The organism is Mycobacterium heckeshornense (genome assembly GCF_016592155.1).
Classification (GTDB): Bacteria; Actinomycetota; Actinomycetes; order Mycobacteriales; family Mycobacteriaceae; genus Mycobacterium; species Mycobacterium heckeshornense.
In genome coordinates, this window is record NZ_AP024237.1 from 3,392,634 (window position 1) to 3,407,547 (window position 14,914).

The window sequence follows — 14,914 nt, forward strand, 5'->3', positions numbered from 1 at the left end:
GCGGTGGTGGGCCGCGCCTCGGGTTTAGCTATGACGCATGGTCATCGGGACTTCACGGTGTGCTCATGTTCTTTGCTACCTGTTCTGTTGCCGGGTGGGTCGAGCGTCCTTAGAAGTTCCAGGTGCTCGACCACCGCGGACGTGTCCGGTGAACCGGCGATGCGCAGCGCTCGGGCGAAAGCTCGCCGCCGGATCGCTTCTCGCGCGCATCGCGGATCGGGATGCAGCCATGCACCCCGCCCCGGAAGGCTACCCGCTGGGTCAACGATCACGGCATATTCGCCGTTCCCGGTCGACACAGCGACCACGCGAAGCAGTTCGACGGCCAACTCTCGCTTTCGGCAGCCGACACACGTTCGCACCGGCCCATCGGTGCGCCGATGCCTGCGTGCATCAGTCGCCGAAGTCTCGCGCTGGATCACGGCTCAGTCTACCGTGATCGAACCGTTGGTCAGAACCACCCGGGCGAGCTAGCCCACGTCAAGCTCGTCGGCGTCGGGCAGCGACGGGCGCGTGGTAGCGGGACGGTCCAGGTAGAACACCGCGGTGGAGGCGATGTCGTCGTGCAGCGGCTGGTAGCGACCCCGCGACGTCCACCCGAGCGCTTGGATGTCCACCCGCAGCTCAGCATGGAAGTGGACGGGGTCCAGCAGGTGCCAGCGGTACATGCCGAACCGTTGCTGGCTGCGGTAGAGCCCGTCCGGGCGGATGATCTGATGCAGCCCGAGGAACGCTGTGGAGTAGGCAGTGTAACCCTGCCCGGGCACATCGAAATTCCAGGCGCCACCGAAGTAGTCCTCCGTGCCGGTGCCGCAGATGGTGGGGAACTCCTCGTCGCCGTCGAGGTAGAACTTGACCTCGCCCTCACCCCACCAGCCGGGGCGATTCACGCCCCAGGCCAGGTAGGTGCCGACGTACTTGCCCGCGCCGTGCACGCGGTCGAGGATCGGATGCACGCTGCCGGCGGGCAGCGGGTTGCTGCGGCGGAACTGGCTGTGCAGATAGCCGGCGCCGGCCATGTCGGTTTCGAAGTCCACGTCGATCTCGTAGCTGATCTGGTAATAGACGGTGGCGGTGTGCGGCGCGCGGTTCTCCAGTGTCAAACGGGCGTGCCGCGGCGCGGGCATCGGCCAATAGCTGTTGAAGCCGCCGTGCGGGTTGACCGCGACCGGCACCGAGGACAGCTGGGCGAACTCACACCAGCCCTGCCCGAAGAAATCGCCAAGCGGCACCTCGACCGCGGGCTCATCGGCGCCGTCCCAATAGCAGCGCAAAATAAGACTGCGCCAGTTGCTGTGGTCCGTGGTCAGCCAGATGTGCGTGATCAGCGCCGGTCCCTCGATGGCGGCCAGCTCAAATGTGGTGTGCCCGTCAATGTGGACGCTCGGCGAGATCTTCCAGCCCCGTCCCAGGTCGGCCGCGGCGGCCGCGCCGGTGCCGTCGACGGCGCGGCCGCCGCCGCCCTTGCCCCCGTCGAAGTTCTCCGGGCTAATCGACCGAGACTGGGCGCCGCCCAACCGTGCCAGCGAACGCAGATCGATCATGCCGGTGCCCGGGCTAGCGGTCGTGGGCCATCCCGTGGCTGGCGCCGTGCTCGGGTTGAGCCGCCGGATGTGTCGGCGTATCACCCCGGATATCGATGCGCCAGCCGGTGAGCCGCGCCGCCAGCCGGGCGTTCTGCCCCTCCTTGCCGATGGCCAGCGACAACTGGAAGTCGGGCACCACCACCCGGGCGGCCCGCGCCGCCTGGTCGATAACCGTCACCGAGACCACCTTCGCCGGCGACAACGCGTTGGCGACGAAACGTGCCGGATCCTCGTCGTAGTCGATGATGTCGATCTTTTCCCCGGAAAGCTCGCTCATCACGTTGCGCACCCGCTGGCCCATCGGGCCGATGCAGGCACCCTTGGCGTTGAGGCCGGCAACGTTGGATTTCACTGCGATTTTCGAGCGGTGACCGGCTTCCCGGGCCACGGCGACGATCTCCACCGACCCGTCGGCGATCTCGGGAACTTCCAGCGCAAACAGCTTGCGCACCAAGTTGGGGTGGGTGCGCGACAACGTGATCAGCGGCTCGCGGATACCGCGGGTGACGCCGACCACGTAGCAGCGCAGCCGGTCGCCGTGCTCGTACACCTCGCCGGGGACCTGCTCGGCGGCCGGGATCACGCCCTCGGAGCCCTTCGTCTCGCTGCCCAGCCGCACCACGACCAGGCCGCGGGCGTTGGCACGGCTGTCACGCTGAATCACTCCGGCGACGATCTCGCCCTCCCGGGTGGAGAACTCGCCGTAATTGCGCTCGTTCTCGGCGTCGCGCAACCGCTGCAGGATCACCTGGCGCGCGGTGGTGGCCGCGATCCGGCCGAAACCCTCGGGGGTGTCGTCCCATTCGCTGATGACGTTGCCGTCGTCATCGGTTTCGCGGGCGATCACCCGTACCGCACCGGTCTTGCGGTCGATGTCGATACGCGCGTCGGGCTGGTGCCCTTCGGTGTGCCGGTAGGCGGTCAGCAGCGCGGATTTGATGGTCTCGACCACGACATCCACCGAAATCCCTTTGTCCGCTTCGATCGCGTGCAGCGCGGCCATGTCGATGTTCATCAGCGCCGCTCCTCCTCACCGCCACGCTGTGCATGGTCGCCGGCGCGGTTCATGTTGCAACCTCCGTTGCCACGCCCCCCACTCGCGGTCGCCAACTCCAACTCCCGTGGAGCGGGTGGCGAAAACTCGACCTGCACAACGGCTTTCGCGATGTCATCCAGCGCCACTTCGCGCACCGTCCAATCGCGGCCGCGGTCGTCGCGGACTACGAGCACGATCGTGTCGCCGCGCGTCTCGCCGGCCCGGCCGACCAGCTGCGATCCGTCGGTCAACGTCACGTGAAGTTTGCGGCCACGGGCCCGACGGAAGTGTTTCGCGCTGGTCAGCGGCCGGTCCACCCCGGGCGAACTGACCTCCAGCACGTAGTGGCCCCGGATGGTGTCGACCCCATCAAGCAACCTCGACGCGGCCTGCGACAGCGCCGTGACCGTGTCCAAATCGAGCGGCTCGTCGCCGTCGGCGATGACAGTGATGCGGGGCGGACGGCGCCGAGTGTCGACGACGACATCTTCGATCTCGCAACCGGCGCGCGCGAACTCTCCATCGAGTAGCTCGATCACCTCAGTACGCGAAGGCAGCCCGGTGGCCACGGCGAGCTCCTCATCTTGAGTTGTCCGGTCATCGCCGGGTGTCGCCGGCAGGACGGCTCCGGCGCCCCTCCGGCGCGCATCAGTCAGCGTTCCAGGGGAATCAGCTACCAACGATACGCCAGGAAATGCGTCTCAGCGGCCAGCGCGGCTGCCGGGCCCATTATTCGTCCAGCTGCTGAGCCGCTGCTGCGCGATGGCAGGATGTTGCTGTGCCAAGCGCAGCACCAGTCGTCACCCGAAGGCGTGTCCTGGCCGGCGGCACCGCTTTGGCTGTGCTCGGAGCGGTCGTGCCGGGGTGCGGCTCTGGTCAACCGCCCCGGCAGGTCGACGAGCTGGAAGCACAGTCGAGGCAGGCGCGGCACGATAGCGAGCTCGCCACCGCAGCCGCCACCGGCGCGCCGCCGCAAATGGCGACCGCGTTGACGCAGGTCGCCGCGGAGCGTGCCCGACATGCGGCGGCGCTGGAATCCGAAATCGAGCGGGTCAGCGGACGGACACCGACAAGCTCGAGCGCATCCCCCAGCCCGACGCGCAGCCAGGCTGCGACGCCGCCGCCGCTGGCCGAGGTGCTCCACTCGCTGCAGGCCTCGGCGGATTCGGCGACCCGGCTGGCGACCGCGTCATCGGGTTATCGAGCGGGGCTGCTGGCTTCCATCGCCGCGGCATGCACGGCGGCCTACACGGTCGCGCTGGCGCCGAACGGGGCAACGCGGTGACCTCGGCCGAGCCGACCCAGGCCACGGATGCGTCCAGCCGCCCGCGTGACCCCGAAGACACCGCCCTGTGCGACGCGCTGGCCACCGAGCACGCCGTCGTCTACGGCTACGGCATCGTGTCGGCGCACACCACACCCGATCTCAACGCGATGGTCGCTGCCGCGCTCCGCCAGCATCGAAAGCGTCGCGACGCGGTGATCGCGATGCTGGCAGCCCAGTCGGTCACCGGGCCCGTCGCCGCCGCCGGCTATCAGCTGCCCATCCCGGTGAACAACGCCATCGACGCGGCGCACCTGGCGGTACGGATGGAAAACGATGCGGCGGCCGCGTGGCGGGTGGTGGTCGAGCGGGCCAAGACGGCCGATCACCGCTCGTTCGCCGTGACCGCGCTGACGCAGAGCGCGGTGTGGGCTGCGCGGTGGAACCGGGAACTGGGTGCCTGGCCGATCACCAAGGCCTTCCCGGGCGGCGGCGAATAGCCGCGGTCAGCTCGACACCGCCGCGGTGATCTCGGTGGCCAGCGAGACACCGACCGCCATCTCGCGGGTCTGGCCGTCGAAGCGGTTCCGAAGCTCGACCACACCGTCGGCCCAGCCCCGTCCTACCACGACGATCCACGGCACGCCCAGCAACTCGGCGTCTTTGAACTTGACTCCGGGCGATGCCTGACGGTCGTCGAGCAGCACCTCGATACCCAGGCGGTCCAGGTCGGCGGCCAGCGCGCTGGCTCCGGCGCGAGCCTCGCGGTCCTTGTTGGCGATCACCAGGTGCACGTCGAACGGCGCCACCGCGGGTGGCCAGCGCAGGCCGAGCTGGTCGTGATGCTGCTCGGCGATGACGGCCACCAGCCGGGATATCCCGATGCCGTAGGACCCCATCGTCAGGCGCACCGGTTTACCATCCTCGCCGAGCACGTCGACGGCGAAGGCGTCGGTGTATTTGCGGCCGAGCTGAAAGATGTGGCCGATCTCGATGCCGCGGGCAGACACCAGCGGGCCTGCGCCGTCGGGGGACGGATCGCCGTCACGCACCTCGGCGGCCTCGATGGTGCCGTCGGCGGTGAAGTCCCGCCCGGCGACCAGCCCGACGACATGCTTGCCGGGCTCATCGGCTCCGGTGATCCAACTGGTACCGTCGACGACGCGTGGATCGACGAGGTAACGAATCCCGTTCTTCTGCAACGCTTTTGGCCCAATATAACCCTTCACCAGAAATGGGTATTCGGCGAAGTCGTCGTCGCCGAGCAGTTGGTATTCGGCCGGGTCGAGCGCGGCGGCCAATCGCCGCTCGTCGACCTCGCGGTCACCCGGCAGCCCGATGCCCAACAGCTCCCAATCACCGCCTGGTTGGCGCACTTTGAGCATCACGTTCTTGAGCGTGTCGGCGGCGCTGACGCTTCGGCCGAGGTTGGCGTTGTTCGCCCATTCCACCAGGGTGGCAATGGTTGGCGTGTCACCGGTGTCGTAAACCACCGGATCCGGCAATCCGTCGACGGGCAGCGCTTCCGGGCGAGCGGTAACGACCGCTTCGACGTTGGCGGCGTAACCGGATTGCAGGCATCGCACGAACGTGTCCTCACCGATCGGGCTTTCGGCCAGAAACTCCTCTGAGGCGCTGCCGCCCATCGCGCCGGACACCGCGGACACAATCACGTAGCGGACCTGCAGCCGGTCGAAAATCCGTTGGTAGGCCTCACGGTGCGCGTGATAGGCGGCTTTGAGCCCGGCGTCGTCGAGGTCGAAGGAATAGGAGTCTTTCATCAAAAACTCACGGACACGCAGAATGCCGGCCCGAGGACGCGTTTCGTCGCGGTACTTGTTCTGGATCTGGTAGAGCACAAGCGGAAAGTCTTTGTACGAGCTGTACTCGCCTTTGACCGTCAACGTGAACAGCTCTTCGTGGGTCGGGCCAAGCAGATAGTCGTTGCCGCGGCGATCCTTGAGCCGAAACACGCTGTCGCCGTATTCCGTCCACCGGTTGGTCGCCTCGTACGGGGCCCGCGGCAGCAGTGCGGGGAACAGAATCTCCTGCCCGCCAATCGCATTCATCTCTTCGCGGACGACACGCTCGATCTTGCGCAGCACCCGTAGGCCCAGCGGCAGCCAGCTGTACAGGCCAGGCCCCACCGGCCGGATATAGCCGGCGCGGATGAGCAGCTTATGGCTGGGCACTTCGGCGTCGGCGGGATCCTCGCGCAGCGTGCGCACAAACAGCTCGGACATCCGGGTGATCACAGCAAGCGAGCCTAGACTGCCCCGCGAAACAGAAGCCATGACCGTGGTTCGGGATCCAACCGCGACGCTGGCGTGTGTTTGGTAAGCGCAGCGGGCCTACAGCTCGCCGGCCTCCAGCGCGTCTTTGACCTCCTGCGCATGCGCGACCTGCTGAGCGGAGTATCCGATCAGCAGCGCCGCGCCACCCACAATGATGGCCACCCCGGCGACCCAGAGCAGGCCGTAAGTGTAGCCGTGGTCGAGCGCATGCAACTGGGCTGAGTTCATGTACTTCACCGGGCCGTTGGTGCCGCCCAGGTAGAGCGTTCGCGAGGTGATGACGGCCTGGATGATGGCCAGCACCACCGGACCGCCCAGGTTCTGCAGCATCAACACGATCGCCGACGTGGGTCCGATCCGATCGAATCCGACGCCGGCGATCGCCGACAGCGCCAGCGGGACAATGATCATGCCGATACCGATCCCGCCGACCACGATCGGCATGATCAGGTTGGGGAAATACGGCATGCTCCCGTTGAGCGTCGAGCCGTACAGCATTGCACCCAGCACCAGCACACCGCCGGCGATGACCACCACGCGCGGCGGGAACCAGGACACCAGCTGCGACGACGCCCCCAACCCGATGCCCATCGCGATGGCGAACGGGATGAAGCCGATACCTGCGCGCAGTGCGCTGTAGCCCATGATGTCCTGCACGTACAGGCCGATCAGCACGGTGAGCGTGAACAGCACGCCCCCGGCCAGGAATATGGCCGCGAACGTGGCCAGCCGGTTGCGGTCAAAGAACAGGTCGAAGGGCACGATCGGGTTCTCCGCGGTGCGTTCGACGATGGCGAACGCCACGAAAGCCCCCCGCCGCCACCACGCCCGAACCGATCGTCGTGGCCGAGATCCAGCCCTTTTCCGGGCCCATCGAAAACGCGAACACCGCTGCCGTACAGACCAACGTGGCCAGGACGGCCCCGGTGGCGTCGAGCTTCATCCGTTCCCGGTGCGTTTCGCGCAGCGTGGTGCGGGCCAGGTAGATCGTCACCAGCCCGATCGGCACGTTCACCAAAAACGCCAGCCGCCACGACACCTCGGTGAGCGCCCCGCCCACCACGAGGCCCATCACGGAGCCAACACCGGTCATCGCGCCGAACACCGCGGTCGCGGCATTACGCGCGGGCCCCCTTCGGGAACGTGGTGGCGATCAGCGCAAGAGCCGTCGGTGAGGCGATGGCCGCACCGATGCCCTGCAACAGCCGGGCGATGACCAGCGTGGCCTCGTCCCAGGCGATACCGCACAGGGCGGAGGCGATCGTGAACAGCGCGATACCGACGATAAAGGTGCGCTTGCGGCCGATGGTGTCACCGAGACGGCCGCCGAGCAGCATCAGCCCACCGAAGGTCAGCACGTAGGCGGTGATCACCCAGCTGCGCCCGGCGTCGGACAGGCTCAGCTCGTTCTGAATCTTAGGAAGCGCGACGATCGCGATGGTGCCGTCCATCGTCGCCATCAGCTGCATGCCGCCGATCGCCACCACCGCGGCGACGAACCGCCATGATGGCAGCCATGTCGGGGAATACCTGCTCATCCGGTCCAAAGCAGCCTGTCCGGAGCGCGTCGGCACCACCCGTTTCGGGCGGTTGCTGGCCGCGTGCCGGACTGCCCGCTCTGCATCGTTGAGAGCCGTCATAAGGCGCAACCCTACAGTAACCTTAAGAATTGTTTAAGCGCCGAACGCCGCCACCGCGCCGATGACGATGATCGCGGGAGGCCGGATGCCCTCGGCGCGAATCTTCTCCGGCGCATCGGCCAGGGTGGCCCGCAACGTGCGCTGCGCGGCCGTGGTGCCGTGCTGAACCACCAGCACCGGCGTCTGCGCTGGTCGACCGCCTTTGAGCAGCGCCTGGCTGAATTGCTCGATGCGCTCCACCGCCATCAGCAAAACGATCGTGCCCGACAGCGCGGCCAATGCGTCCCAATTCACTAACGATTCGGGATGCCCCGGCGCAATATGGCCGCTGACCACCACGAATTCGTGGCAGACAGCGCGGTGGGTGACCGGCACACCGGCCAGCGCCGGCACCGCGATGGCACTGGTCACACCGGGCACCACGGTCACCGGGATTCCCGCGTCGGTGCACGCCAGGAGTTCTTCGTAGCCACGGGCGAAGACGAACGGGTCGCCGCCTTTGAGGCGGACGACGAACTGGCCGGCCTTGGCCCGCTCGATCATCACCGCGTTGATGGCGTCCTGGGCCATGGCCCGCCCGTAGGGGATCTTGGCGGCGTCGATCACCTCGACATGCGGCGGCAGTTCGGCCAGCAGTTCCGCCGGTGCCAGCCGGTCAGCGACGACGACGTCGGCGCTGGCGAGCAGGCGCCGGCCGCGCACGGTGATCAGTTCGGGGTCGCCGGGCCCGCCACCAACCAGCGCCACACCGCCGGGCACGGCGTCGTCGGTGGCCGCGGTGATGATGCCCCGCTGCAGGGCCTCGCGGATCGCCGAGCGAATCGCCGCCGAGCGGCGATGCTCGCCTCCGGCCAGCACCCCCACCGACAGGCCGGCGTAGTCGAATGTCGCCGGAGTGACCGCGGTGCCCTCGACCGCAATGTCAGCGCGCACACAAAAGATTCGCCGTCGCTCGGCCTCGGCCACGACCGCGGCGTTCACCGCCGGATCGTCGGTGGCCGCGATGGCATACCAGGCTCCGTCGAGGTCGCCGTCGCGGTACTCCCGCCGCGACAACGTGATTCCGCTCATCGCCTCGACAGCGCGGGTCGCGCTGCGGGCGATGACGTGCACGCTGGCGCCGCTGGCGATGAGCAGCGGCAGCCGGCGCTGGGCGACCGTGCCGCCGCCGACGACAACGACCTTCTTGCCGGCCAGGCGCAACCCGACCAGGTACGCGTTCTCCGGTGTCGTCACCCGGCGAGTTTAGAACCGTGGCGGGCGGCGTGGGCGACGAAGCGGGCCACCGCGCCCGGTGTGGCCGCCGGGTGGGTGTGCAGGTACGACGCGTGCACACCGGCATGCACCGCGCCGTCTCGCACCGCGTCTGCGCGGCCATCGCGATAGACCCACGCCGGCTGAAAGCTCTCGGTGAAAGTTATTGCAGTGCGGTGGAATTCGTGTCCGACGACCCGCTCTCCGGCGTCATACAGCGTGGAATCGGCGACCGCGACCGCGTCGCGGTACCCCAACGTCAGCTCGGCGGTGAACCGGGCCGAGCCGGCCAGTACACCGCACATCGGGTGCCCGTCGAGGTCGGCGAGCAGGTAGGTCAACCCACCACATTCGGCGTGCACCGGCGCGCCCGAGGCGGCCAGCGCGCGGAGCTGATGTCGGGCGGCGGTGTTGGCCGAGAGCTCGCCGGTGAATTGCTCCGGGAAGCCGCCGGGCAGCACAACCGCGGCGCTTCCGTCGGGCAGCGAGTCGGTGCATGGATCGAATTCGACGACCTCGGCCCCGGCGGCGCGCAACAGTTCGGCGTGCTCGGCGTAGCAGAAGTTGAACGCCTTTCCCGCAGCCAGGGCGACGATTACAGGTTGGCGCTTTCCGTCACCGATCGCGGCCGCGGGATCCCATGGCTGATCGTTGACCCGGCTCGCGGCGGCGGCCGCAACAGCCGCGACGTCGACGTGACGCGTGACCAGCGCCGTCATCGCTTCGACCGCAGACTGTGCCCGACGGCCATACTCGACGGCGGTGATCAGGCCGAGATGTCTTGTGGGCAGCTCGATTTCGTTGCTGCGCGGGATGACGCCCAGCACCGGCACACCGGCGTGGTCGCAGGCCCGCCGCAGCACCTCGTGGTGCCGGGCCGATCCGACCCGGTTGAGGACGACACCGGCGACGCGCGTGGCGGCGTCGAACGTCGAAAAGCCGTGCAGCAACGCGGCAATGCTATGGCTCTGGCCACGCGCATCGACCACCAGAATCACCGGTGCGCCCAGCAGCGCGGCAACGTGCGCGGTGGAGCCGGGCGCCGGGGTGACCGCATCGGCGCCGATGCGGCCGTCGAAAAGACCCATGACGCCTTCCACCACGGCGATGTCAGCGCCGGCGGCGCCGTGGGTGTAGAGCGGGCCGATCAGGCGCTCTGTCACCAGGACCGGGTCGAGGTTACGCCCGGGCCGCCCGCAGGCCAGCGCGTGATAGCCGGGGTCGATGAAATCCGGGCCGACCTTGAAGGCCGCGACCCGATGGCCGGCCCGCCGCAGTGCACCGATCAAACCCGTTGCGACCGTTGTCTTTCCGCTGCCCGAGGCAGGCGCGGCGACGACGACTGCGGGGATGCTCACCACTCGATGCCCTTCTGCCCCTTACGACCGGCATCCATCGGGTGCTTGACCTTCGCCATCTCCGTGACCAGGTCGGCCGCCTGAATCAGCCGCGGCGGGGCATCGCGGCCCGTGATCACCACGTGCTGGCGGCCGGGGCGGCCCAGCAGCGTGTCGACCACCTCGCCGACGTCGACCCACCCCCAGTTGAGCGGATAGGTGAACTCGTCGAGCACATAGAAGTCGTGCTGCTGCGCGGCGAGCCGACGGGCGATCTCGGCCCATCCGTCGGCGGCCGCCGCGGCGTGGTCGGCGACGCTGCCGGGCTTGCGCGCCCAGGACCAACCGGCGCCCATCTTGTGCCATTGCACCGGCCCGCCCGTCCCGTGGTCGTCGTGCAACCGCCCGAGCTGGCGAAATGCCGCCTCTTCGCCCACCTTCCACTTGGCGCTCTTGACGAACTGGAACACCGCGATGTCCAGCCCGGCGTTCCACGCCCGCAGCGCCATCCCGAACGCGGCGGTCGACTTGCCCTTGCCCGCGCCGGTGTGCACGGCCAGCACCGCCGTGTTGCGGCGGGCCCGGGTGGTCAGCCCGTCGTCGGGAATCCGGGTTGGGCGGCCTTGTGGCATCAGCGCTTACTCCACCGGCTCAGGCGACGCGGCGCACCGCGCGGCTCAGGTAATCGGCGCGCAACTGCTGCAGCCGAATCGTCGGCGCCCCCAGCCACGCGGCCAGCTGCTCGGCCAGCCCCAGACGCACGTAAGACATCTCACAATCGACGACCACCGCGGCCGCGCCCTCGGCGACCAGCCTCGCAGCGGCTAATTGACTGCGGCCCAAAGGATCTGGTCCGCCGGTGGCCCGCCCGTCGGTGAGCACCACGACCAGTGGGCGGCGGGTATTGTCACGCACCCTCTCCCGCACCAGAAGTTCGCACGCGGCCAGTAAGCCCTCGGCCAGGGGGGTTTTGCCGCCGGTGTCGAAGCGGGCCAGTCGCCGTCCGGCAATATGCGCCGACGACGTCGGCGGCAGCAGCATCCGCGCGCCCCGTTCGCGGAAGGTGATCACCGCGACCTTGTCGCGGCGCTGGTAGGCGTCGCGCAGCAGCGACAGGGTGGCGCCGCTGACCGCGGCCATCCGATCCCGCGCTGCCATCGAACCCGATGCGTCGACCACGAAGATCACCAGATTGCCTTCCCGGCCCTCGCGCACCGCGCGGCGAATATCGCTGGGGCGTAATCGAAGCTGCCCGGCGGCGTCGGTGTGTTCCGCCGCTGCCAGGACGGTGCCGAACAGGTGCAGGCCATGCCCGTCTGTGCTGTCGGTGGCGGCCACCACCGCCCCGGTCGCGTTGCGGGCACGAGAGCGCCGGCCCGGCGCGCCCGCACCCACGCCGGGCACCGTCAGCAGCCGGGTGCGAAAGGGTGCCGACGGCGGCGCGCTGGGTCTGGGCGCTTGCGGCGGCGTGCGCATCGGGTTTTCGTGCGGCGCAGGCTCATGAGGGATCTGACCGCCGCCAGGGGGATCTGGCTCCGGCTCATCGTCGTCGCCGGTCCGCGCCAGCGCCGCGTCGAGCTGGTCGCGGTCCAGGCCCGGGTCGTCGAACGGGTCGCGGCGGCGCCGGTGGGGCAGCGCCAGCTCGGCCGCCACCCGGATGTCGCGCTCGTCGACAGTGTCGCTGCCGCGCCAGGCGGCGTGCGCCACCGCCGTGCGGGCCACAACCAGATCCGCGCGCATGCCGTCGACCTCGAACGCGGCGCACAGCGCGGCGATCCTGCGCAACTCGTTGTCCCCCAACACCACATCGGACACCAACCCGCGGGCGGCGGCGATCCGGTGAGCCAACTCGGCGTCGGCGGCCGCGTAGCGCTCGGCGAACGCGTCGGGATCTGCTTCGTAGGCCATCCGCTGCCGGATCACCTGGGCCCGCACCTCAACATCACGCGACGCATGCACATCGACGGTGAGCCCAAACCGGTCCAGCAGCTGCGGGCGCAGTTCGCCTTCTTCGGGGTTCATGGTGCCGATCAGCACGAACCGGGCCTCGTGCGAATGCGAGATGCCGTCGCGTTCGATGTGCACCCGCCCCATCGCCGCGGCGTCGAGCAGCAGATCGACCAGATGGTCGTGCAGCAGGTTGACCTCGTCGACATAGAGCACGCCGCCGTGCGCGCGGGCCAACAGCCCCGGCGAGAACGCGTGTTCCCCGTCGCGCAGCACCCGCTGCAGATCCAGCGAACCGATCACCCGGTCCTCGGTGGCGCCGATCGGCAGCTCGACGAGACGAGATTCGCCGGTGTGGGACAGCAGTGCGGCCAGACCGCGGACAGCCGTCGACTTCGCGGTGCCCTTCTCGCCGCGGATCAGCACCCCGCCGATTTCCGGGCGCACCGCACACAGGATCAGCGCAAGCCGCAGCTGGTCGTGCCCGACGATCGCGCTGAACGGATACGGCTTCATGGCCGAGCCTTTACCCCGGTGCCGGGCCCGCTTGCCGACGATGCGGGCCGGGTAGCGGCCCGAGGCGGCGGCGGGCTAGCCGGCTTGAGCATCGGCACGTGCGGGATGCCGTCCTCGACGAAGTCGTCGCCGTCGCGCACAAAACCGTGCTGGGCGTACATGTCCGTCAGGGAGGCCTGGGCGTTGATCCGGCACGGGTAGTCGCCTACCTCGGCGAGCGCAGCACGCAGCAGCCGGGTGGTGTGGCCCTGGCCGCGGGCGCTGCGCCTGGTGCAGAGCCGGCCGATGCGGAACGCCTTCTCGCCGCCGGGATGCTCCTCCATCAGCCGCAGCGTGCAGATCACCTCGCCGCTGGGCTGTTCCAGCCAGAAATGCCGGGTTTCGGCGAGCAGGTCACGCCCGTCCAGCTCCGGATACGGGCAGGCCTGTTCGACGACGAACACTTCCACCCGCAGTTTGAGCAGTTCGTAAAGGGTCGGCGCGTCAAGGTCTTTGGCCCACGCCCGGCGCAGCGCGATCGTCATGCGCCGCTCCTCCTCATCGCTGAACTCTGTGTCGTCGCCGGCGCGCGTCGTAAGCCCAACACCTTCGTGCCCCACGACCACACTTCCTCGAACAGCGTCGGCTCCGTCGACAATGCGATGCCCAGCGACGGCACCATCTCTTTGAGCGCGGGCAGCCAGGACCGATACCGGTCAGGAAAGCAGCGCTGCAGCACGTCGAGCATCGCCGACACCGCGGTCGACGCCCCGGGCGAGGCACCCAGCAGACCTGCGATGCTGCCGTCGGCCCCGCTGATCACCGTGGTGTCGAACTCCAGCCGACCCCGCCGGATCAGCTGAACGCGCTGCCCGGCGACCGTCGTCTCCCAGTCGGAGTCGACAGCGTCGGGGGCAAACTCTCGCAGCGCGTCGACCCGCGCGGGTTGCGACAGCGTCAGTTGGCCGACCAGGTAGCTGACCAGGCGCCGCTGGCCGACCGCGGCCCGCAGCATGGACAGCGCGTTGGCGGGTCGAATCGATCGCGGCAGGTCGCCGACGTGGCCGTACTTGAGGAACTTCGGCGACCAGCCGGCGAACGGCCCGAACAGCAGCCACGGCTTGCCGTTGATCATCCGCAGGTCCAGGTGCGGGGCCGTCATCGCGGGCGCCCCGGCGGCGGGCAGGCCGTACACCTTGGCGCGGTGCTCGGCGGTGAGCGCCGGGTTGGTGCTGCGCAGGAATCTCCCGCCGATGGGGAACCCGCCGAATCCCTTCACTTCTTTTATTCCCGCTTTCTGCAGCAGCGGCAGCGTATGGCCGCCGGCGCCGACGAAAACGAATTTCGCGTTGAGCCTGCGCCGTGCTCCGGTGCGGCGGTTGCGGATGCTAAGTATCCAGCTGCCGTCACGGCAAGGTCTCAGACGGCGCACCTCGTGTCCGAACCATGCCGTCATGCCGGTGCGCAGCCCGAACCCGACGAGCTGTTTGGTCAGTGCACCGAAGTCGGCGTCGGTACCGTCATCGGCCCAACTGAGCGCCACCGGTTCGGACAGGTCCCGCCCGGCGGCCATGAGCGGCAGCCGGCGAGCGAACTCGTCGGCGTCGTCGATGAATTCGGTGCGCGCGAACAGCGGGTTAGCGGCCAGGGCGCGATGGCGGCGACGCAGGTAGTCCACACGCGCGGCCCCTTGCACGAAGGCTGCGTGCGGGACCGGGTTAAGAAAGCTGCCCACGTCGGTCAGCATGCCGGTTTGAACGGCATAGGCCCAGAACTGGCGGGTTACCTGGAACTGCTCGTTGACTCGCACCGCCCTGGCGATGTCGATGCAGCCGTGACGCTCCGGCGTGTAATACAGCTCGCACAGCGCGGAGTGGCCGGTGCCCGCGTTGTTCCACGGGTCGCTGCTTTCGGCGGCGACCGCGTCCAGACGTTCGACCAGGGTGATCGACCAGCCCGGCTCCAATCGCCGCAACAGCGCACCCAGTGTGGCACTCATGATGCCCGCCCCGACCAGCACGACATCGGCCTTGGCGAGCTTTGTGTCTGACACCGATCGTT

Annotated in this window: 12 protein-coding genes and 2 pseudogenes; 2 read left to right on the forward strand and 12 right to left on the reverse strand. The window is 68.7% G+C overall.

All coding sequences use genetic code 11. From position 1 onward, the window contains the following. Window positions 1–41: 41 nt before the first annotated feature. The 4 genes from MHEC_RS16330 to rimP are packed head-to-tail and all read right to left on the reverse strand — an operon-like array spanning window position 42 to window position 3,191. Entirely contained in the window at window positions 42–422 is a 381-nt protein-coding gene (locus MHEC_RS16330) for a YlxR family protein (RefSeq protein ID WP_200902204.1), read from the reverse strand. 48 nt (window positions 423–470) lie between these two features. After that, entirely contained in the window at window positions 471–1,544 is a 1,074-nt protein-coding gene (locus MHEC_RS16335) for a glycoside hydrolase family 172 protein (RefSeq protein ID WP_048892883.1), read from the reverse strand. A gap of 13 nt (window positions 1,545–1,557) precedes the next feature. After that, window positions 1,558–2,601 (reverse strand): transcription termination factor NusA, encoded by a 1,044-nt coding sequence (gene nusA, locus MHEC_RS16340; protein WP_048892882.1) that lies wholly within the window; start codon window positions 2,599–2,601, stop codon window positions 1,558–1,560. Next, on the reverse strand, window positions 2,601–3,191 hold the full coding sequence (rimP, locus tag MHEC_RS16345) for a ribosome maturation factor RimP (protein WP_082169980.1): 591 nt from the start codon (window positions 3,189–3,191) through the stop codon (window positions 2,601–2,603). Before rimP ends, nusA begins: the two co-directional genes overlap by 1 nt. A 209-nt stretch (window positions 3,192–3,400) precedes the next feature. Here rimP and MHEC_RS16350 point away from each other — a divergent pair, with 209 nt between their 5' ends. After that, window positions 3,401–3,907 carry a hypothetical protein gene (locus MHEC_RS16350; RefSeq protein WP_048892881.1) on the forward strand — a complete coding sequence of 169 codons (507 nt, stop codon included), beginning with the start codon at window positions 3,401–3,403 and terminating at the stop codon, window positions 3,905–3,907. Next, window positions 3,904–4,386, forward strand: a complete 483-nt coding sequence (locus MHEC_RS16355; protein WP_048892897.1) for a ferritin-like domain-containing protein — start codon at window positions 3,904–3,906, stop codon at window positions 4,384–4,386. Before MHEC_RS16350 ends, MHEC_RS16355 begins: the two co-directional genes overlap by 4 nt. Window positions 4,387–4,392: 6 nt before the next feature. On the opposite strand, the gene MHEC_RS16360 is transcribed toward MHEC_RS16355, so the two are convergent. From MHEC_RS16360 to mqo, 8 genes and pseudogenes are all read right to left on the reverse strand, one after another. Further along, window positions 4,393–6,141 (reverse strand): proline--tRNA ligase, encoded by a 1,749-nt coding sequence (locus MHEC_RS16360; protein ID WP_048892896.1) that lies wholly within the window; start codon window positions 6,139–6,141, stop codon window positions 4,393–4,395. Between the two features lie 96 nt (window positions 6,142–6,237). Next, window positions 6,238–7,820 (reverse strand): annotated as a pseudogene (locus MHEC_RS16365) (MFS transporter). Window positions 7,821–7,842: 22 nt separating this feature from the next. Further along, window positions 7,843–9,056: pseudogene (gene cobA / locus MHEC_RS16370) on the reverse strand (uroporphyrinogen-III C-methyltransferase). After that, window positions 9,053–10,432 carry a cobyrinate a,c-diamide synthase gene (locus tag MHEC_RS16375; protein ID WP_048892895.1) on the reverse strand — a complete coding sequence of 460 codons (1,380 nt, stop codon included), beginning with the start codon at window positions 10,430–10,432 and terminating at the stop codon, window positions 9,053–9,055. The pseudogene cobA and the gene MHEC_RS16375 overlap by 4 nt, the downstream one beginning before the upstream one ends. Further along, the gene (gene cobO / locus MHEC_RS16380) at window positions 10,429–11,043 is read right to left on the reverse strand and encodes a cob(I)yrinic acid a,c-diamide adenosyltransferase (protein ID WP_048892878.1); all 615 of its coding nucleotides are present in this window, start codon (window positions 11,041–11,043) and stop codon (window positions 10,429–10,431) included. The genes MHEC_RS16375 and cobO overlap by 4 nt, the downstream gene beginning before the upstream one ends. A 19-nt stretch (window positions 11,044–11,062) precedes the next feature. After that, the gene (locus MHEC_RS16385; protein ID WP_048892877.1) at window positions 11,063–12,874 is read right to left on the reverse strand and encodes a VWA domain-containing protein; all 1,812 of its coding nucleotides are present in this window, start codon (window positions 12,872–12,874) and stop codon (window positions 11,063–11,065) included. After that, window positions 12,871–13,398, reverse strand: a complete 528-nt coding sequence (locus MHEC_RS16390) for a GNAT family N-acetyltransferase (protein ID WP_048892876.1) — start codon at window positions 13,396–13,398, stop codon at window positions 12,871–12,873. The genes MHEC_RS16385 and MHEC_RS16390 overlap by 4 nt, the downstream gene beginning before the upstream one ends. Continuing rightward, window positions 13,395–14,906, reverse strand: a complete 1,512-nt coding sequence (gene mqo / locus MHEC_RS16395) for a malate dehydrogenase (quinone) (protein ID WP_048892875.1) — start codon at window positions 14,904–14,906, stop codon at window positions 13,395–13,397. The genes MHEC_RS16390 and mqo overlap by 4 nt, the downstream gene beginning before the upstream one ends. Window positions 14,907–14,914: the final 8 nt, after the last annotated feature.

Bases quoted from the DNA above. Each gene is read 5' to 3' on its own strand.
- cobO (WP_048892878.1), bottom strand. From the start codon at position 11,043: ATGCCACAAGGCCGCCCAACCCGGATTCCCGACGACGGGCTGACCACC.
- MHEC_RS16390 (WP_048892876.1), bottom strand. From the start codon at position 13,398: ATGACGATCGCGCTGCGCCGGGCGTGGGCCAAAGACCTTGACGCGCCG.
- MHEC_RS16385 (WP_048892877.1), bottom strand. From the start codon at position 12,874: ATGAAGCCGTATCCGTTCAGCGCGATCGTCGGGCACGACCAGCTGCGG.
- nusA (WP_048892882.1), bottom strand. From the start codon at position 2,601: ATGAACATCGACATGGCCGCGCTGCACGCGATCGAAGCGGACAAAGGG.
- MHEC_RS16335 (WP_048892883.1), bottom strand. From the start codon at position 1,544: ATGATCGATCTGCGTTCGCTGGCACGGTTGGGCGGCGCCCAGTCTCGG.